Origin of the sequence: Haloplanus sp. GCM10025708 (assembly GCF_042663985.1) — an archaeon.
In the GTDB taxonomy this organism is placed as follows: Archaea; Halobacteriota; Halobacteria; order Halobacteriales; family Haloferacaceae; genus Salinirarus; species Salinirarus marinus.
In genome coordinates, this window is sequence record NZ_JBHSZA010000011.1 from 917,398 (window position 1) to 938,239 (window position 20,842).

General features: G+C 58.5%; 8 protein-coding genes and 3 pseudogenes. 8 read left to right on the forward strand and 3 right to left on the reverse strand.

From position 1 onward, the window contains the following. The first annotated feature begins 129 nt into the window (after positions 1–129). The 4 genes and pseudogenes from pglX (at position 130) to ACFQJD_RS08185 (ending at position 9,865) form a co-directional block, all read left to right on the forward strand. Positions 130–4,444 (forward strand): annotated as a pseudogene (pglX, locus tag ACFQJD_RS08170) (BREX-5 system adenine-specific DNA-methyltransferase PglX). Between the two features lie 2 nt (positions 4,445–4,446). After that, the gene (gene pglZ, locus ACFQJD_RS08175) at positions 4,447–6,612 is read left to right on the forward strand and encodes a BREX-5 system phosphatase PglZ (RefSeq protein ID WP_379797453.1); all 2,166 of its coding nucleotides are present in this window, start codon (positions 4,447–4,449) and stop codon (positions 6,610–6,612) included. Positions 6,613–6,618: 6 nt separating this feature from the next. Next, positions 6,619–9,525 (forward strand): helicase-related protein, encoded by a 2,907-nt coding sequence (locus ACFQJD_RS08180; protein WP_379797455.1) that lies wholly within the window; start codon positions 6,619–6,621, stop codon positions 9,523–9,525. 67 nt (positions 9,526–9,592) lie between these two features. Beyond that, positions 9,593–9,865, forward strand: coding sequence for a CRISPR-associated endonuclease Cas1 (locus ACFQJD_RS08185; RefSeq protein WP_379800451.1), 273 nt, complete (start codon positions 9,593–9,595; stop codon positions 9,863–9,865). 542 nt (positions 9,866–10,407) lie between these two features. On the opposite strand, the pseudogene ACFQJD_RS08190 reads toward ACFQJD_RS08185, so the two are convergent. Then, positions 10,408–11,423 (reverse strand): annotated as a pseudogene (locus ACFQJD_RS08190) (LLM class flavin-dependent oxidoreductase). Positions 11,424–12,002: 579 nt separating this feature from the next. Between ACFQJD_RS08190 and ACFQJD_RS08195 the strand changes: the two are divergent. Next, the gene (locus tag ACFQJD_RS08195) at positions 12,003–13,013 is read left to right on the forward strand and encodes a tyrosine-type recombinase/integrase (protein WP_379800453.1); all 1,011 of its coding nucleotides are present in this window, start codon (positions 12,003–12,005) and stop codon (positions 13,011–13,013) included. Positions 13,014–13,042: 29 nt separating this feature from the next. Here the strand turns inward: ACFQJD_RS08195 and ACFQJD_RS08200 are convergent, their stop codons facing one another. Both ACFQJD_RS08200 and ACFQJD_RS08205 read right to left on the reverse strand, forming a co-directional pair. Beyond that, positions 13,043–13,582 (reverse strand): hypothetical protein, encoded by a 540-nt coding sequence (locus ACFQJD_RS08200; RefSeq protein ID WP_379797456.1) that lies wholly within the window; start codon positions 13,580–13,582, stop codon positions 13,043–13,045. Positions 13,583–13,585: 3 nt separating this feature from the next. After that, positions 13,586–14,169 (reverse strand): annotated as a pseudogene (locus ACFQJD_RS08205) (helix-turn-helix domain-containing protein). A 121-nt stretch (positions 14,170–14,290) separates the two neighbouring features. Between ACFQJD_RS08205 and ACFQJD_RS08210 the strand changes: the two are divergent. The 3 genes from ACFQJD_RS08210 (at position 14,291) to ACFQJD_RS08220 (ending at position 20,703) form a co-directional block, all read left to right on the forward strand. Beyond that, on the forward strand, positions 14,291–14,782 hold the full coding sequence (locus ACFQJD_RS08210; protein WP_379797458.1) for a hypothetical protein: 492 nt from the start codon (positions 14,291–14,293) through the stop codon (positions 14,780–14,782). Positions 14,783–15,964: 1,182 nt separating this feature from the next. Beyond that, entirely contained in the window at positions 15,965–18,613 is a 2,649-nt protein-coding gene (locus ACFQJD_RS08215) for a hypothetical protein (protein WP_379797460.1), read from the forward strand. Then, positions 18,586–20,703 (forward strand): hypothetical protein, encoded by a 2,118-nt coding sequence (locus tag ACFQJD_RS08220; protein WP_379797462.1) that lies wholly within the window; start codon positions 18,586–18,588, stop codon positions 20,701–20,703. The genes ACFQJD_RS08215 and ACFQJD_RS08220 overlap by 28 nt, the downstream gene beginning before the upstream one ends. Positions 20,704–20,842 lie beyond the last annotated feature (139 nt).

The following is a 20,842-nucleotide window of genomic DNA, read 5'->3' on the forward strand; positions in this document are numbered from 1 at the left end:
CGATCGAGCGGTCGGACGCAGTCCTGGCCGCTCGCGCCGGTCGCCGGATGATCGTCTCGCGGCGGGGACTCCCCATCGGCAACTTAAAGATGCCCGTCCGATTCGGGCATAGCATACCTTTCATCGCCCATGGCAAGCGATTCTCTCTCCCAACGAAAGGCCCAACTGGACAAGGCAGAGCGCGAACATCTCGAAACCGTCGTCACCGAGATGCGCGAGCGCGTCGAGGACAACGTCGAGTTCCAGCTCACGCAGAACGGGCTCGACGACGAGCCCGAGGACGGCGACTCGCTGGACGAGGACACCCAGCAACTCGTAGAGGCGATCGAGCTCGAAGCGCCGGACGACGAAACCTGGTCTGAAGCCTTCGATCAGTACGTCACGGGCGTGGGCTACACCATCGTCAATCGCCTGGCTGCACTGCGCTGCATGGAAGTGCGGGGCTTCGTCGAGGAGGAAGTCACCGTCTTCAAGGACAACGGCCTGACGCCCGCCGCCGAGACGCTCGTCCACGATGAGTTCTTGCTGGAGGACGAAGCCATCCTCGAAGCCTATCACGACGCCTGCGACGACTTCGCCGAGGAAATCGAGATTCTCTTCGACCGCTCGTCTCCCTATAGCCTGATCGATCCCGACGACGACACGTTCGCGGACCTCTGCGGGATGCTCGACTCGGTCCCCGACGAGGTCTGGCGGGCCGACGACGTGCTCGGCTGGGTCTACGAATATTACAACGTCAAACTGCTCGACGACCTGCGCCGCAAGGGGACCGCGAGGGCCTCGAACCCGAGGACGTCCCGCCGGCGAATCAGTTCTACACGCCCCACTGGGTCGTCCGGATGCTCACTGACAACTCGCTCGGGAAGCTCTATCTCGAACACACGGGCGAGTTGGGTGACGTCGTCGACACCCAGGAGCGGCTCTCACCCGACGAACGCAAGAACCGACCCCTTTCACCCGACGAGTCCCCCGATATCGCCGACTTCTGTACCTACCTCGTTCCTTCGGAAGAGGAGGGCGAGCCCACCGACTTCGACCACCCGGAAGAGCTTCGAGTCATCGACCCCGCCTGTGGGAGCGGGCACTTCCTGCTGTACGCCTTCGACGTGCTGGAGCGCATCTGGCGTTCCGAAACCGACCTGCCTGACGAGGAAATCCCCGGAAGATCCTCCAGCACAACCTCTACGGCGTCGACCTGGACATGCGCGCCTGCCAACTCGCGGCGTTCAACCTCTACCTGAAGGGTCGGAGCCGCGCCGAAGCCGAGGGGGCGAACGGCTTCGAGATGCCCGAGGTCGGCATCGTCTGCGCCGACGCGACGATTGCCGAGATCGACGGCGTCGAGACGGTGTTCGAGGAGGTCGCTGGCGACGACGAAGAAGTCGAGAACGCGTTGCGGCGTATTCTGGACGCCTTCGAGGAAGTCCATGGGCTCGGGAGCCTGCTCGACGTGCGTGGGACGCTCGGCGACCTGTTCGAGGACGACAGCGACGTCGGCGGCGTGCAGATTACGCTCGGCGACGATCCACGGGAGAGCCACACGCTCGGGCAAGTCCTGCACAGTCTGCGCGAGGCCGTCGAGGAGCATCGGGAGTCGGACTCCTTTTTGGCCCAGGACCTGCGGAGTTTCGTTCGGCTGTTGGATATTCTGGCGCAGGACTACGACGTGGCGCTGATGAATCCGCCGTATGGGTCCGTGAATCGGATGCCGGATGTGGTAGAAGAATATGTCGAGGAGAATTACGAATACGCTGCCGAGTTCTACATCAACTTCTTCGAAGTGTGTGAGTCTATAACGAAGAAGTCTGGGCGGGTCGGGATGCTTGTCCCTTGGAGTTTCATGTTCAAGGATAAGTATCAGTATTTTCGAGAAGACTTCGTCGGAAAGCAAGGACAATTTGATTTCCTTTCCGAATTTGGGTACGGAATCCTCGACAATGCGACTGTTGGAACAGTTGGAACCGTGGTACGGACGAACGTAGAGGACGAAACTAGTACGGGGACGTTCCTGCGCCTCCACGATATTGATACAAAAGAGAAAGAGGAAGTATTCATCAAAACCCTTGGCGGTAAAACGGAGGATGTCAAGCGACACTTCGAGGTGGACCTAGGCGAGTTTGCCTCCATCCCCGGAACATCAATTTGCTATTCGATACCGCAAGAAGTTCGAGAACTACACAGAGAGCAGTTAAAAATTGATGCAGGTCAAGCAGATATCGACGGTGACTCAATCGCTTACGCTCGTCAGGGACTCACCACTGGCGACGATGATCGATTCATTCGGCTTCATTGGGAAATAGAGGACTACGGGACGTTCAGCCCCATATCAAAAGGCGGTCCTGTCGCATGGATGGTCCCACAGGTACATGAAACTGTAGAGTGGGGAGAGTCCGGAGAGAGGATAAAGCGATCGCCAAGCGAATTCCGGACAAGAAACGAGAAACACTATTCGAAAGAGGGGCTAACTTGGACGTATATAAAAAGGACGGGGCGGAGGTTCGGTTACTTCCCGTCAGGAGGATTGTACAGTAATACTGGCTATATGCTCATTCTCCGCGACGATAGGAATTTATGGAAAACGCTTGCGGTACTCAATTCCTCTCTATACCACTGCTTGATGCTGTCGCTAACAACGGAGAGGCATTGGAATTCCGGAGAAGTCGGCAGTTTGCCATGGAAAAATTCCTTGGATGATGAGGAACAGTTGGCAGCGCTCTCCCGGGAACTGTATCAAACGATCGCACGGGTGCGCTCTACTGACCCGAAAAGCCCGTTCTACGGTGGGACTGAACTCCTGCCGATGGGACGGCCCGACGGAGTCTATCAGCATCCACATTCCGAGTTAGTTGATCTGGTTGAAGAAGCAACGACAGTCGAGAAAGAAGACACGATCACTGAGGGAGCAGTTTCGGCACGCAAGCGGGAGCTAAGGCGTAGACAGCGTATCGAAAATCTCTCCGACCAGATTGACGAGATTGTCTACCACCTTCTCGATATTTCCAAAACCACCCAAGAACAAATCCGCCAAGAAATCTTCCTCCGCACCGCCGAATCCCCCGAAGACCGCCAAGTCCCCGACCCGGAATCGGTCCCCGAAATCCCCGACAACATCGACACCCAAGTAAAAGACCTCGTCCACCACTTCGCGATGGAGGCCGTTCGCGAGGAATCCGACGGCATCGTCCCGCTCCACGGAACCGACGACCAGGCCGACATGCTGGACCGCATCGTCGAGCGCTTCGCGGACGCCTACGGAGAACACGCCGAGGACCGCTTGGTCGAAGTCGACGACATCCTCGGCGCTGAGTCCGCGTCCGAAGAAGCCTACCCCAACCTCCGGGCGTTCGTAGAGGACGACCTGTTCGACTACCACGTCAACACGATGGAGAACACGCCTATCGTCTGGAAGCTCACCACCGAGCGCCTGCTCGCCGACTCGACCGGCGAGGGGTTCGCGTGCTTCCTCGACTACCACAGCCTCGACTCGGGGCTGTTCGACCGCCTCTCGAACCAGTATCTCGAATCGCGGAAGGCCGAACTGCGCGAGCTTCGTAGCGCCGCGAACCGCCGCCGGAGCGACGACTCCCTTTCCGCGAGTGAGCAGGCCGAGGCCGCCGAGCAGTACGAGCGCTGTGCGAGCGGGCTCGACCAAATTGCCGTCTTCGAGGACGTGATTCAGGACCTCGGCAGCACTGACGAACGAGCCTTCGACGACGAGGACCGCCGACGCGTCGAGGAACTGGCCCCGAAGGTCGCCGCCTTCCGCGAGGAGACCCGGGAGCGCGTCGAGACGCTGGCGATACTCCGCGACCGCAACAGCGAGGACTGGTTCCAGGACACGTTCTCGGATAATTTCTGGAACGCCGTAGACGAGTGGCGCGAGGAGTGGATCGACGCCCTCGAAGAACTCGAGCGTGCCTGCGAGGAGTACGCCAGGCCCGTCGATGAGCCTGTCGAGGCACACTTAGCCGACCTGTTCGACTACTTCAATTGGCGGCTCAAGGGCTCTGACCACTACTCCAGCACGGGTATCCTGTTTATGACCTACTACTTCGAGCGCGAGGGTGCTGACTTGGTCGATGAGGACGGTCAGCCGTACGACAATCTGACTGAAGACGAACGCCTGCTCGCCTCACTGGCGATGGGGCTCGATGATTCCTCGATCGTCGACGAAGAATACCTCGAAGCAGTCGCGGACGACGAGAACGTCGAGAGCGTCGACGACCTTCCGCCGCTCGCTGAGTTCAAGGCGCTGGCCGAGGAGATCGACGACCGCTGCCAGACGGTCGACAAGCGCATCCCCTCCGACTGGGCCGACCGCGCGCTCTCGGAGATCACGACTGCAGGCTATCAGCCGAACCACAAGCACGGCGTCGAAATCAACGTCACGCCGCTCGCCGACGCCGAAATCGTCCCGAAGACCGTCGACGACGACGTCCTGTAACCATGCCCGCAACCAAAACCCTCCCACAATGCGCCGAAGACGCCATCGAGACGGCCATCGACGAGGCGGCCGACGAAAATCCGGTCGTGCTCTGGTGGGACGACGGTGGCTACCTCCGAGAAATCGTCGAGCGCGTGAGCCACTCGCTGGGCTGTGCGTTCCACGCGGCCGAACAGACGCCGCTGGAGCTACGCGCCGACGCGCCCCGCGACCGAACCGTCTGGTACGTACCCCAGGCCCACGGCGACGACGTGGACTGGTTCAGGGACGTCGAGAACACCGGCGGCGTCGTCGAAGCGCACATCGGCAAGCTCGCCGCACGCTGCTTCGAGAACGACCGCATCCAGGCGGCCTCGCTCCGAACGGCGTACGACGAGGCTGACGAGAGCGAACGCGAACAGGTCGCGAAGACGCTCTTCCGGGAACTCGACGGCGAGGGCGGCCTGCCGACGCTCCAGAGCCTCCAGACGAAGATCGTGCTCGACGGCCACGACGACCCGGTGCAGTTCGTCCTCGAACACGGTGCCGAGAACCTCCCGGACGAGACCGACGACCTGCTGAAGATCCGCGACCTGCTGGTCGACAAGGGCGTCGCGGCCGTCGAAGGCGTCACCGACGAGGACGTGCTCGTGACGCGGACGCGGCGCTGGGCGGTCGCCGAGTGGCTCGTCGAGGAGGGCCTCGATGCGTCGCTGCTCGACGCCGAGTATCGGCCCGAACCGAGCTCGGGGCTCGGCATCTCTCGCCCCGAGCTTCAGTCGCTGTTGAGCAAGGTCGACCCCGAGCGTGCCGAAGAGCTGGCGCACGTCTACCTCGACCCTGATGCCCGCTTCTGGCACGATGTCCTGCGCACCTACGACGACCCGTGGGAGCTCGCCGACTGTCCCGTCGACGCCTCGCTCGAACACGAACTGTTCGAGGAGTGGACCCAGGCCTTCCACGACGGCGACTACGAGACGTGCGCGAGTCGCGCGTCGAAGCGCCACCAGCGTCTCGAAACGACCTACGGCGACGTCCCGTGGACAAAGGTCTGGGAGCAGGCCGTCGAAGTCGCGAACCTCGCTCACGAACTCGGGACGTGGGAGGAACGCGGCGACACGACGGACGTCGTCGACCTCTACGGCGACGTCGACGACGGCACCTGGCAGATCGACAACGCCGTCTTCAACCTCATCGTCTCGGGCGAGCCCGAACGAGATCTCCCCGAAGAACATCCCGCGTCGGCGAGGCTCGACGACCTGCGCACGTCGCTGACGGAGTCACAGTACCTCGACTACCTCGGCGACCTCGGCGACCTCGTCGTCGACCAGATCGAGGCCGGCTCGCCGTTCGTCGGCGAAAACTACGCCCACCAGTTCTTCGCTCAGGAGCAAGAACACCTCCAGAGCGGCCAGAGCGTCGCGCTGTTCATCGTCGACGCGCTGCGATTCGACCTCGCACACCGACTGGCTGAAGCCATTCGTCGCGAACTCCCGAGCCTCGAGGTCGACGAGACCGCCTGGGTCGGGACGCTCCCTTCCGACACCGAGTTCGGGAAGGCGGCGCTGACGCCGGGCAGCAAGTTCAGCTTCAACATCGAACTGGAAGACGGCGAACTCTTCCCGGAACGGAACGGCCGCAAGATTACCAACTACCAGCGCGAGAAGATGCTGAAAGACGACGGCTGGAGCTACATTATGCAGAGCGAGGATTACGAATCGGGATGGGGAGAGACGCGCGTCGCCTACTATTGGAACGACCTCGATAAGGCCGGCGAAGAGGAACTGACCGATTTCGAGGCCCTGTTCAGCGACCGGATCGATGCTCTCACCCGAATCATCCGTGAGAAACTCGGAAACAACGGGTTCGATCGTGCGTACATCCTCGCCGATCACGGCTTCGTCTCCCTCCCGCAGAGCGTCGACATCGACGACATCCACCCGCCAGATGAAGCGGAGAAAGTAACCCGACGGTGGGTCGCTGGAGAGGACATCGACGAGGACGCACCTGGCGTCCTCCTCGACGAAAACACGCATCTCGGGTACCTCGACGACGACACGAAGATTAGCGCCCTCGCCGACCCGATCCAGCGCTTCCGTAATCGAGGACTCCCGGACGCACGCTTCTACCATGGTGGTGTCCTCCCCCAGGAGTTCGTGTTGAACTTCGTCACGATAACGCAAGAGTGACTCCTCATGACTGACTTCGATTCCGGCGACGCGATTCTCCTCAACGGTACCGCTGCCGAGGTCATCAAGACCTACTCGGTCGGCGATCTCGACTACCTCCGGGCGTACGTCGAGGACGCGGGCGTGAAGACCGTCTGTATCGACGACGTCGAAATCGAGCCGAAAGGCGACCAGCTCGGCGAACTTGGTCCCGCGTCAGCCGACCAACTACATCCAGATCACGAGGCTGTCTCCGCCGAGTGGTTCGATCTGCGTTCCCAGGCGCTCCAGCTTCAGATTGCCCACGAGCAAGGCCAACTGCTGAGCATCTCGAATTCGCTGGTTCGCCTCGAACCCTACCAGCTCGCCGCGGTCAACTGGGTGATGCAGAAGCTGCGCCAGCGCGCGCTCATCGCCGACGACGTCGGCCTCGGGAAGACCATCGAAGCGGGGCTCATCCTCAAGGAACTCACCGCTCGCAACCGCGCCGACCGCGTCCTGTTCGTCGTCCCCGCTCACCTCCAGAAGAAGTGGATTCGGGACATGGACCGCTTCTTCGACATCGACCTCACGCCAGCCGACCGGCAATGGGTCGAGGGAGAACGCCGCCGACTGGGTGAGGAAGCCAACATCTGGGACCAGGACCACCAGCAGATGGTCACGAGCCAGGCGTTCCTCCGTCAAGAGGAGTTCCAACCCGCACTCGAGGAGGCGTTCTGGGACGTCGTGGTGGTCGACGAGGCGCACAAGGCCGCCAAGCGGGGAGAGTCGCCGAGCAAGACGTCGAAGATGGTCGAACGGGTCGCCGGTAACTCCGACTCGCTGCTGCTCCTCAGCGCCACGCCACACGACGGCAAGGGCGAAGCGTTCCGCTCGCTCGTCGAGTACATCGACCCGTTCCTCGTCGCCGAAGACCAGGACCTCTCGAAGGAAGCCGTCGACCGCGTGGTGATCCGCCGCGGGAAACAGACGCTGTACGACGACGACGGCGAACGCATCTTCCCCGACCGCGAGGTCAACACGATTCCCGTGGAGATGACCCACGAGGAACGGCAGTTCTACCGCGCCGTTACCGACTACGTCCAGAACGTCTACAACCGATCCGAGAAACTGAACGAGCCCGCGGTCGGCTTCGCGATGGCGCTCATGCAGAAGCGGCTCGTCAGCAGCATCGGCGCTATCCAAGCGACCCTGAGTCGTCGCTTGGGCGACCTCGTCGACGAGCAGTCGATCTCCACCAGTCTGTCGGAAGAAGCGTCCGCGTACCTCGACGGCGAAGACCTCGACGAGGAGGATAAACAACAGGCTGAGGAGGAACTCTCCGCGCTGACCGTCACCGAGAGCGACGCACAACTCGAAGAAGAGATCGAGACGCTTCGCGACCTCGTCTCGCTCGCGGAGAGCATCTCCGTCGACTCCAAGGCCCAGAAAGTGCGTCGGTACATCCAGCAGTTGCTCGAGGAGCAACCCGACGAGAAGCTCCTCCTGTTCACCGAGTATCGGGACACGCTGGATTACCTGCTCGACCTCGTGAAGGACGAACCCTGGGCCGACGAGATCCTCGTCATCCACGGCGACGTCGACAAGGAGGAACGTGCCCGTATCGAGGACGAGTTCAACCACGGACAGTCCCGACTGCTCTTCGCGACCGACGCAGCCAGTGAGGGGATCGACCTCCAGCACAGCTGCCACATCATGGTGAACTACGAGCTGCCGTGGAACCCGAACCGCCTCGAGCAGCGCATCGGTCGCCTTCACCGCTACGGCCAGGACAAGGAAGTCACGGTCTGGAACTTCACGTTCGAAGATACTCGCGAGGGCGAGATTTTCGAGCTGCTCCAGAACAAGGTCGAGAACATCCGGGGCAAACTCGGCAACACCGCTGACGTCCTGGGGATGCTCGACGACATCGACGTCGACTCGCTCATCATGGAGTCCATCCGGAACGAGGAACCTGCGAGTGCCACGAAGGAGGAACTCGAGGAACTCATCGACGAGCGCCAACGCACGCTCCAAGAGTGGTACGAGCGCAGCCTCATCGACACGAGCACGTTCGATCAGGAGAGCCGGGAGAAGATCCAGGAGGTCATGGACGAGTCCGAGGACGTCTACGGGACCGAGGCAGACATCCACGAGTTCGTCGAACGCGGGGTTGAGGCGCTTGGTGGTGATGTCGAGAAGGCTGGGAGCAATCTCTACAGGGCCGAGCTACCTCGCTCCCTTCGGCAGGGAACTGACGAAGAATACGGGCCGTTCACGTTCAGTCGAGAGTTCGCGATGGACCACGACGGCATCGACTACGTGTCCCCGGATGACGACCTGGTTCAGCGACTCATGCAGCGAGTGCTGGATAGTGAGCACGGCGACGTCGGGCTAAAGCTCCTCCCGTTCGTCGACGAGCCGGGAATAGCGTACAATTATCTCGTGAAGTTCGAGGACGGAACGGGGGAGGTCATCCGCGAGGACATGATTCCTGTGTATGTCGACGCCCACTACCAGGATCCCCGACAGCGACTGGGTCAGCGTGTCGTTCAGGGAGACAGTATCAAAGGATCGCCTGACGCGGACCGGATACGGTCGCTGATTCAGCGCCAGGACCAGCTCCGGAAAGCGGCTGACCGCTACATCAGCCAGCAGGTCGCATCCTTGCGGGAAGAACTACACGAACGTCGCCGAGAGGAGACCCAGCAAGAGCTGGATGACCTCGAGGAGTATGCCGAAGCCGAACGCCAACGGATCGAGGAGTTCATCGCGGACTACGAGCGGAAGGCAGAAGCAGGGTCGAATATGGACATCGCCATTCGAGGGCAGCAGGAACGGCTCAACAAGCTCGAGCAGCGGATTGAAGACAGGCGGAAGGAACTGAAGCGGAAGGCCCAGGTCATCTCACTCGCACCCGAAGTCGAAAACCTGTGTCTTGCTCTCCCGGTGTAGCGCCGTCGAGTCGTCTAATCCGGTCGTTGATTCGAGCGTCATCGATTGAACGGGCTGTTTCGCCCGGATTCTACGCGATCCGTTCGAGCTGACGAACCGACGGTATAATCCACCAACCAACGAGGCCAAGGCCATCATCTCGTTCCTGAACGGGACGACGTACACGACCTGCGTCTCTGCGATTCGGAAAACCGCACTCGATCCGACGGTGGGGTTCGCACACGAGCCGGGCGAGCGCGGGTTTACGGCTTCGTATCTAACGATACTATCGGTATCAATAACATACGTCGTTGCTCGTGTGTGCTTGCCGTATTTCGAGCACTCAGTAACGCTACGATAGGCCTTCGTAATCTCGAACTCTGGATCGGAGAGTAACTGGATACGGAGGTCGAATCTATCACGAAATTCGACCAACTCGGGAGCGGGGACGTTGCGACGCTTGACGCCGATGACGAGGAATCGACCGATTCACGTTTGGCGAGTTCGTGGCGTCGTCGCGCTGGTCGTAGCATCGTTCCGGAACGGTTCGACTGGGGGCCTGTCTGTGAACGTCGTGTGAGAAGCTCTTCCGCTCCTGGCGAATTTCCCGATCGAACAGTTCCTCGCACACCGGAGGGTGTTTCCGGCGTCGGTTCTGTTTTCGATGGTCGCTCTCGCCGCTGGCGTTTCTGGGGACCCTCTTTTTCCGACCATTTTCCGATCGGTCGTCGGCCTCCCATCCTCACAGGCGATCGGGCCGGACTCCTGACGGAAGCGTTCGGAAGGGGACGGGCTGTTGAACTACGTTCGTCAGCGTGCCGTCGACTACGCCACGGTGAAGTGGTTCTCGGCGTAGCGCCAGCGACGGCTCTCGGAGCGCCGGAGAACCAGTACGATCGGAGATTACAACTGCACCGGCGCGAGCTCCTCGATCGTCCGATCGAGGATATCGCTATCGGCCTGCGGCGGGACGTAGACGATAGGGCGATCGATCAGCGGATCATCAATCAGCGCCCGAAGTCGCTCGCGGGCGGTTTCGGGATCACCGGCGACCCCGAGATCGTCCACCATCTCGTCGGAAACCATTGCGACCGCATCCTCGGGATCGGCCGGGTCCCAGACGTCCGCGATGCGCGGCGCCCTGTCCGGGAACGTCTCGCTGATCTTGTTGCAGTAGGCCTCGTACCGTCCGATGTAGTCCGCGACGAACTGCCGGATCTGATTCCGGGCTCGTTCGACATCCTCATCGACAGCAGAGAGCACCTGCGGAACCACTTCGATCTCGTCTGAATCACGCTCACTTTTGCGGGCGGCCGCAGCCACTGTCTCGAACTCGTCGGCCAACGACGAGAGCGGAACGAGGTGGGGGATCCATCCATCGGCGACGCGGCCGGTTGCCCGCAGGTTTGCGTCCCCTAAGGCCGCGTTGAACACGGGGACATCGGACTCGATCGGTCGGTGGCCGGTCACTTGGAACACCTTTCCATCGTACTCTACTGTCTCCTCTCCGCCGTCGGTCAGGAGTTTGATTAGTTCGATCGCCTCGTGTGACCGTCGGATAGGTCGGTCGTAGTTGAGCCCGTGGAGGTCTTCGACGACGTTCGCGTGGCAGCGCCAACTCCAAGGATTGCTCGGCCGCCGGCGAATCGATCGACGGACGCGGCCGCCATGGCTAAGACGGCCGGTGATCGCGAGTAGACGTTCGCGATCGCCGACGCGGGGCGGATCTTCTCCGTTCGGAAGGCCACGTCAGCGAGATCCACGAATACGTCCGAACCCCACACCTCGGTGGTCCAGATCGAATCGTAGCTTAGGTTCTCGGCCTTGACTCCCCACTCACCTGCGCTCTGGTTCCGTGGGCGCACCTGGCTACCGACCATCTCTTGTGGGAGTTTTAATCCCACCGTCGGGGGATTCATGCAAGAGAAACCCACCCGCGCTTAATATTATTGGCGGTGTTCGGGGTCGCGTTAAGTTAATGGATGAGGCGGTCGAATTCTGGCATAGACACTCGGAACTCGTCCGCCTCATCCACTAACTTAACGCGACCGAATAGGACGGGGAGTCCTTTTAATCCAATCGCGGAATCGAACCGGGGTTCGACGTTTCTGGGTGCTTGCTGATTTTCGTTACTGCTACTCGCAGGCGAGCCACAGATCGCGCGGTCGCTGAACTCCCAACTCTTATGTCCGTTCGCTGCTATCTAAACCTTAGCGAATCGCGTGATGGCGGCGACCCCCGTTCGAAAGTCGAATGAAATCTAATTCGCGCTCGGCGCCTTCTTTAAAAGTGACGCCGCGCTGTCGTGCGAATGTGATCCGTTCGGAAAACGAATGGGCGCTGCAGGCATCGGTTCGCCTCTCGAACACGAGAGTTTCAACCGGCCTCAGTCGCCCCCTGAGCGATACTTCCTCAACAGACCCAGCGCCAAGCCCGTTCGTTCTCTCATTACGGGCCAGTCGATTGTCGGTGACCGGTTCGCTACCCGACTGGAATCTATGTCACTGGAACCAATCGACCCAGAGACGGCACTGGAACTGTACCTCGCAGACAGAGAGAACGAACTAACCGAAGCGACGATCTACTCCCATCGGTCTCGACTCGGCCACTTCGTTCGCTGGTGCGACGAACAAAGTATCGACAATCTCAACGAGCTCACCGGTCGCCAACTTCACCGCTACCGACTGTGGCGGCGCGACGAGGGCGACCTCTCACTCGCCTCGGAGAAGACGCAGATGGACACCCTCCGAGTCTTCATCAGGTGGTTAGAGCAGGTGGATGGAGCTGAGCAGGACCTGAGCACGAAGGTTCGCTCTCCGTCACTGACGCCAGAGCAGAACACCCGGGACGTCATGCTCGACTCGGAGCAGGCCACGAAGGTGCTGGCCTACCTCGAAAAGTACCAGTACGCGACGTTGGGCCACGTCACAATCGCCTTACTGTGGCACACGATGATGCGCGTTGGAGCCGCACACGCGTTGGATCTCGACGACTACCACACAGACGAGCAGTACCTCGACGTGTGTCACCGTCCGGATCAGGGAACGGCGATTAAGAACAAGGAGGACGGGGAGCGACTCGTGGCGCTGTCTGACCAGCTCTGTGAACTCCTCGATGACTGGATCGCCGACAAGCGCCCGGACGTAACGGACGACCAAGGACGCAAGCCGTTACTCGCGTCGTGCCAAGGTCGGGCACACCGAACCACGCTTCGAGGATACTGTTATCGGGCGACTCGGCCGTGTGAATACGGCGACGAGTGTCCACATGACCGCGATCCCGAGGAATGTGAGGCGACTGATCGAGACGCTGCGTTCAGTTGTCCGTCGAGCGTGAGCCCACACGCGATTCGTCGTGGGAGCATCACGCACTCGCTCAACAGCGAGATTCCCGAAAACGCCGTATCGGATCGGGCAAATGTCTCGAAGGCCGTGTTGGAACAGCACTACGACCGCCGGACAAAGCGCGAAAAGATGGAGCAACGGCGAGAGTACCTGGATAACCTCTAACGGGCAGCACTACTCCGCTGCCCTGTAGGTCAAACGATCTCGTCAATTAACTCGAATCCATCTTTGAATTGGATGCGATCTTCGAAGCCATTCGCTGTGAGTGCAGCGACGACACCTTTCCCTGCATCGGTATCTGTCGTCACGACGACGACGAACTCCGCATCATTGTTGCTCAAGCGTTCGACGGCAACGGCCCCGAGTGCAGTATCCGCTTTCTCGATCTGATCTTCGTCACGGTTCGAGGAGGTAGCGATGTATGACCGGACATCGTCCATCACCCGCGACACCGTGCTGTCCGTATAATCTGGTTCGTCGGCAACCGTTACCCACCCAGCGTCGATGGCGCTGTTGATCGGCGTTTGCCCAGGCGTACTGCGGTCAGGTGCGCCGCCAAGTTCGTCGTAGACGCGCTGTGGAATCACGAACGTGATGTCGTTCCGGCGCGCGAATCGTTCGAGAGCAGTGTACTTGTTGTTCTGCTGGCGGCCGCAGGCGATGAACAGCCCGGAATCCGCAATCCACGTAACAGCCTCATCGACGTCGTCAAACGGCACGCTCTCGTCGGCCATCCATCACTCCTCCGTCGCTGGTGGGTGCTCGCGGGCGTCCTGAATGTCCTCGAAGTACGGGTCTACCGATTCCATATCACGGACTACGTCCCGGAGCGCCTGTAGCACGGCGACGCCAAACGCGTACTGAAGGTCAAGTTCACGGGCAGCAACACGCTCCGACATTTCCCCGTTCGTGTATGGGATCGCGTAGGTGAGCGCGGCAGCCAACTTCCCGAGCCCATACTTCTCAGTGAGGAGGTCGAGATCCTGGTCGTGAGGGGAACGACCGAACGCAGCAACGAGCGTAGGGGTGACCGTGTACTCGTCGCCATCGAGAGTCGCCGTGAGCGTAATCGGGACCGCCGAGTAGGTGTGCGTCTTCTGGTCGTCGTCCCGAGTCAGGACACCGAGCTCAACAAGCGTACCCGTATCTGAGTACGCGGTCGTCCGCGGCATCTCCAACTTGCTGGTAATATCGTCAATCGTGACTTCACCTTCCCGAAGTACGAACGTGTAGAGGCGCGCCAGCCGTGGCTCCTCTGAAGCTGGGCGACCGATAGAAGACCATTGACCGCCCGCTCGGGTCCCTCAGTAGCCTTCGACATACAATACATGATTCGTGTATTGAGTAATAACGCTTGGGGTGCAGGGGGTAGCTATGGAGAGATTCTGGAGTTATAGTCGGCAGGCGAACAGTATTTATGAGACTGGGATAATTGAGGGCGTATGCCGATTCCTCTTGCTGAAATAAGAAAACTATCTCAAAACGAATTGGTTGAACTTGTCGCCGATCTCTGGGAGGTACGTCCTGGCTGGCGGACAATAGTCGTTGAGCCCGGTGACAAGGTTGACTTAGAAATTAAGGACGATCCAATTGAGGTCGTTGTACCTCAGAGTGAGGACCCACAGCATCCGGATGTGGAGGTTCCTGTCCATCTTCTAGCTATCCAGGAGGAACCCTACGTTGAGCTCGAATTCATACATGTACGTCAAACCAATGGAGAGGACGTGATTGAGGACGCTCACTTGAATCGGTTCAAGCAAACATCAAACGGTTATAAAGTGAGGAAATCGGTTATCGTGACCACGGGAGTAGGCCCGGATAGAACCGTCGATGAGCAGTTATACAGCGGGCATCGACTCGTTGAAGGTGCAGATTTGTGCAATCTAATTGAACAGTATACGGAATACGGGTTCGACTATAATGCATATTCCTGATGACGTATCATTCGGCAGGGCCAACTGGTGGAATGAGGTAGCTCCGCTCAAAGATACCAGTCACCGTATTGTTTCGAGGAGGTGCTGAAGCGTCCTACTATGCTTGATTCTACTGACGCTGGCGACCTTTCCGCGGTCCGTGACCACACACGTGAACTGATTGAGTCCGCCTCCGATGTTGATGGGCCCGTGCTCATAGAAGCTCCCCGAATAGCGGCAAAACAACGAACGCGATTAGGCAGCTCGGGAAGCAGAGAAGCCTGTCACGTATCTTGCGCGTCGAATCGATCTGTACGAACAAGCAGAGCAAAAGGCAGAGGAATATGACGACCTCCGATATGAGCGAATTCCCGCCCCTCAACGTGATTGTGAGACGTTTCTTGGCGACAACGATGGCTCTGCCACAGCAGTCCAGCGGCTCTACGAAAAAGGGTATTCGGGACGGAGAATACACCTGGAGTTCCAGGACTACGCTCCGTGCGGTATGTACGATATGGCGCACACCATTCTTGAAGTAACAAGATCCGACTTGTCCGAGTGAATCGATACCACTTGGGAAACTTTGATATTGACCTCGTCGGTATTCTGACAAACCGACATTAATGTCTACGCTAACGGAACCCAGTTTGCATGGACGGTGGCGAGACCGCTGGCAAAGTTTTCTCCAACTCGTCGAAGACGCAGAAACATCGGAGGAGGCGACAAACGTCCTGCGGGACAAAGTCATCATCGGAAACGCTGAACGGAAGATTGCCGGTGGTCACGAGGGGAGGAGATTCTCGAACTGCTGCAGAACGCTCGTGACGCGATCTGGAACGGAGAATCTGACCGAGGCCGTGTTCACGTCGGCGTCTACGATGAAGGTGTTTTAGTCGCCAATACTGGAAGCCGATTCGACCTCTTCGATCCCCAGGTCGAGGATGCAGTAACGATGATCGGCGAGACCGGGAAGGAGACGACGACGACCAGTCCATCGGACACAAAGGCGTCGGACTAAAGTCTATCCTCGCTACGGGTGACGCATTCGAGATATTCACGCGTCCTGACGACGCCTCTGACGAGATTCTCGGTGTTCGTCTCAGCCGTGCGTATCTGGTAGCTTCACTTTTGAATCGACTAGGCCATGATACTGATCTGCCTGGACTCACCGACGAACTCGCGGATTCTGATCTCGGAGATGTCTTGTCCGACGGTGCTAGGAGCGACGAAATCCCGCTCACAGAAGAGCTCTCCGAGTCGGTATCAAAGCTCCCTCTATTCAACTTCCCCGTCCCCCTGGTGACGAACCACGAAACGACGGATACAGTTCGAGAACGGGTCCGGGAACTCCTCACGGAACCACCGACGAACGGTGATCAGGAGCGTTTCCGTACTGCGGTCTTCATCCGGTACGAAGATACTAACTGGCGGTCACAACTTGCCGAGTTCGGGATTCCTGTTCCGGACGAGGACGAAGGAGCAATCGCAGATCGGCCTGAACGAATTTGGGAGTACCTTTCGGCAGGAAAGGGTGAAGGCGGATTACAGCCGGAGACAGTCGTTCAGCTCGGTGGAATAGAGGAATTGCACCTTGAACGGGCATCGAACGCCGGGGACGACTCAGCAATCGAAGAACGATGGGAAATCACTCGTGAGACTGATTCTACTACTGCTGTTGATGAACTTTCTCACGACGAAGTCCACGTTCGAGTTCGACTACATGACACAACTGAGGTAGTCCACAGCTTCGACCATTTCCGCTTCGCGGAATCACGTGAGCACCATACTGCGATTCTGGTGAACAAAGCGACCGAGGGCGAGCCGACGCCGATTGAATCCTATCCACTATACCTCTTCTACCCGATTGAAGGCACAGATGCGGCTAATCTCCCGTTCTGTTTCCATGGACGCTTCCGCGTCGAAACCAATCGTAAATCACTCAGCTCCAATAACGCAGACACGAACCAGCGTGTTCTCCAAGAAGGTCTTGACCTCCTGGAGCTCATCGGGCGTGAGGTCGCCGAGTCAGCGGATAACTCGAAATCAACACAATACAGTAACCATCTACCGTGGGCATTACTTCCTCCAGTACCTGACACCGACGAGTTGTCAGACCCGTCTTCCGATGAGTTAATCGATTGGTTCAAACAGCAACTTCTCCGACGCCTATCGCAGACTGAATGCGTACCGACGAAGGAAGGCCCGAAGCGACCAGAAGAAACACTGCTCCACTGGGATGAATCCGTCACGGAAGGTTATCTCGCCTTTAGAACCATCCTCAATGAAGTAAATCGAGACCAGCAACGGGCTGAACAACCACTCCCGTCTGAGCAGGCACTAGAGGCGACGCTTTCCCTGCCATCGAATTGGTCCGACCGAGTCAAGGCACTTCTGCAAGCGGACGACGAACAGTCCGTGTCGAAGACAGTGTTGACTGGCTGGGTGGAACATCTTGACACGTCGCTCTCGATGGGCGAGGAGGACTCTCCAGCCATAGAAGTCCCTGCTGCTGCAGCAAGATCGTTACTCGAAGGGACAGTTTCGATACTGACTGCATCTACTGATGGCGATGGTTCTCTGAACGATACACTCAGCGAGTTGGCTGACCACTTCGACGGCGTTTATCTCCTCCCGTGCAAGATTCGGGATGTCGAGTCCGACGACCGTCTAGCACTCGTCACGCTGGAACAGCGACGAACGCCAACTGGCGGAGAAATAACCCACCGCCGGGTTCGATCCGTTATCTGGGATATAGCGTCTGCGTCCCGTGACGTCGAGCGCCCGCCAACGCCGCCACAGTCGTCTAATATGACTGTGTACTTCTTGGACGAGCAGGTTCAGGATATTGCCGACGTGCACCACGTCCTCAGTACAGCAGGTCGCGTATGGGGGCTTCGAGCGTACGAGGGTATACCGAGCTTCGTCCGCTCGTTACTCGATACCTTCGCCGATGGTCGCCACGACGTTGTAGAACCAATTGACTTCGCGTTCTTGGCTGCTATCGTTGACCGTCTCGGGGCCGAATCGAGCGACTTACAGACAAGTGAAGGGGCTTTCTTCCCGCTTGAGTATCTCCGAACTGCGATCACGCAGCAAGAGGGTGATCAGCGTGGGAACCTCCGACGACGTGTCCAGCTCCGGGCGTGTGATCTCCACCTCCACGAGGATAGGAAACGACCAATTGCAGACACGGTGCTCGGAGACGGGTGGCAGAGCATTCGTGAACGAGAAACATCAAGTGAAGAAGAGGGAGACCCTACCGAAGAATGGCAAGAACTCGATACTGGCGAGTATCTTGCCCCGTCTTGCCCTGAACCACAGTCCACTACGTGGGACGTCTTCCGTAAACAAATCAAGCGTGACGTTTCGGATTTAGACTTTGCCCGGACCCTAGCGCTATTGGGCGTCGCCACACTTCCGGGGGTCCAACTTCTCTGGATGTACGGTGACGATCACCCGTCGATGCGGCAGAGTCACCACTGGAACCCGACAGAGTGGACCTCAAGTGATTTCTCTAATGGTGTTCCCAATACGGTGCGCGATCTACAGTCGGTTCTCGAAGCTACCGCGGATTATACCGAGCTGATCACCAGTCCCGATTATCACCCGCAGCACAGTGCTGACCACTCTCGCAAGTGTACGGTGAAACTGAGTGGGGACTTAGACCAGGTCAACTTGGCTTCGTGGGTGTGGATCGATGATATCGAAACACTACGCGAACACGGCAATGCAGTTCGGGAGCTCCTCCGCCGGCACGGTGACGCCCTTGATACAACCTTGCTCCGGACAGGTTGGTCGTGTAACCACGGACACAAGAGACGCGCGTGGACGGAGTCTGTTCCAGCCTCCTGAACTGGCAATTACGAGAACTCGATATCTGGGAACCCGTTGTGGAGGTGAATGATGAACTTGCCCAAGAATGGGAGGAACAGGCAGGCCGTCTTCGGTATGCGGTTCGGCTGGAATCACGCCGTGGCGCGCAGGCCGCTCGGATGTTCCCGTACATCGAAGATGATAGTGGGTTCTCCGACGGACTACTTGGCACATTTGGCGTTCAACCAGTTGATGAACTCGATGTAACTGGAGCGACAGAACGCCTGCAGAAGCTCCAGTCGGTACTCGTTGACGGAGGGCTCCCAGACGAGGGGACGATGCAGCTTTGGATTCCTGGCGAACGGATTAACGACTGGAACCAGGCGTACACGCAACTCCTTCAGCCGGTTCTGAAACAGCTTCCAGAGAATATCGACGACGAGGAAGACGAGCCCACATGGGGTGCGTTGGAGCATCTCCCTCTCCGTGACGGTGACCAGTGGGTTGCTGCATCGATTGATTGGATCGAGAAGAATGCCGATCAGATTCGCTACTACCAAGACCAGTCACCGAAGCCGTGGGAAACTCAGGCCGTCGAAGACGAAGGCTACTACATCCTTCCTCGTACTGCTAGTGGTCCGTTCACTCGTCTAGCCTCTGCTCTCGGAATACAACAGCTACAAGCCTCGAAACTCATCTTCGATCTGGAAAACGACGACCTGAGCATCGTCACTGGCCAGTACAGTGACGAAGTCTCGGATTTCAGGCGAGCGCTCGCAGAGCGGCGCGATATCCTGGTAGCATCAACGGAACGGACAGAAGAAGAGGAGATTGTTTCGACCGCTGAGGACATTTCGACTGCTGTTTCCAATATGGCCATCGCTGAGGCCTTCCCAGACGATGCACTAAGGCAACTCTCAGATCCTACCTCAGCGCTCTATGCAACAGATGAGGGGCAGGAGGCTCTGATATTGAATGCAGATGAATACGATGGGAGTGTCACCCTCGACGGATTAGCGATGGGGCTCGCTTTACTCGTCGAGCGGCCGACGAAGGTAGCTACTTTCCGTGAAGCTCTTCGAGACGACGTTTCGGTGAGTGAACTTGAGAATCGCTGGTCGAAGCGAACCTTCCCAATCGAAACGGTCAAGCGTGTCCTCGGGTCGAATGCGCTCCAATCGGTCGAACGAGACACTGCTGTACTAAACGATCTGCTACGACGACTAGATGAGCCAGCAATTGAGACCGAACCGCTATTGACAGCCTTGGAAGATGCGAATACGAAGACGGTCAATGGAGTTCGAGACTGGCTTGCGACAGGTGAGCAACCGGAGATGATTAGCAACGACGATTTCGAAATTGATCTCTCACCGGTAGAAACCACGATCACGGATCTCTGGGATACGCTCCCAGCAGAACTCTCCTTCGTTACCGCTGGTTTGTTCGGGGACTCGATTACGCATTGGGTTCGAGAACTGGAGCGGCACGAGCTTGATCGGAACTCGGAACAGGTCATCATAGAGTGGCTTGACGAACACCGGGTCACTCTCGAACGCCCACCGTTCGATAATAGCACCCGGCAAGCGTACACTCGGTTCTGTACTGTCGCCGAGCTCTGGGAGCAGACAGACACTTCAGAGCTCACTGATATCGAGATGTGGGTTGACCGTCTACGAGAGCTCCACTCCAATAGCCACCAGGAATGGACTGCATCTCTACCTAACGAACACGCCGACCTTCTGGAATGCCCGCCGTTTGTCGTTCACGTCTGTATAAACGACCGAGTGGACGATCTCGTGAAAGAGTTCTGTGAGAGTATCGAGTCAGAAATGGCTGAGGTGGACTTCGATTGGCGTGCTCTCATCGATTCCTACGTTGAGGATGGGAAAATACCTGAGGTCGGCACAGATACGGGAGCAAAGGATCACCAAGAACGGGCGTTCGCCGAACTCGCAACGTCACTACAGACGAGTGACGATGGTTCTGGACTGGGCTTTACTGGTAACACTGTCGTTGAATCCCCGAATCCGGAGGCGTCTTCTCCTACCCTTTCGGTATCCACCGGTGGCGGTAGTGGGGGTGGGAGTAGTCAATTCAGAGGAGAGGCCAACAGGCGGAAGCCTACGTGATGGCCGGTGTACTGGACCGAGTCTCGAAGTGGCTCAAAGATTATCCTGGGAGTGACTTCTTTATCTTCAGGTCGCGTATTCGGCGACTCCATTCTGATCAGCAAGATTTCAACTACAAATGGCATGTCGAGAACGTGTG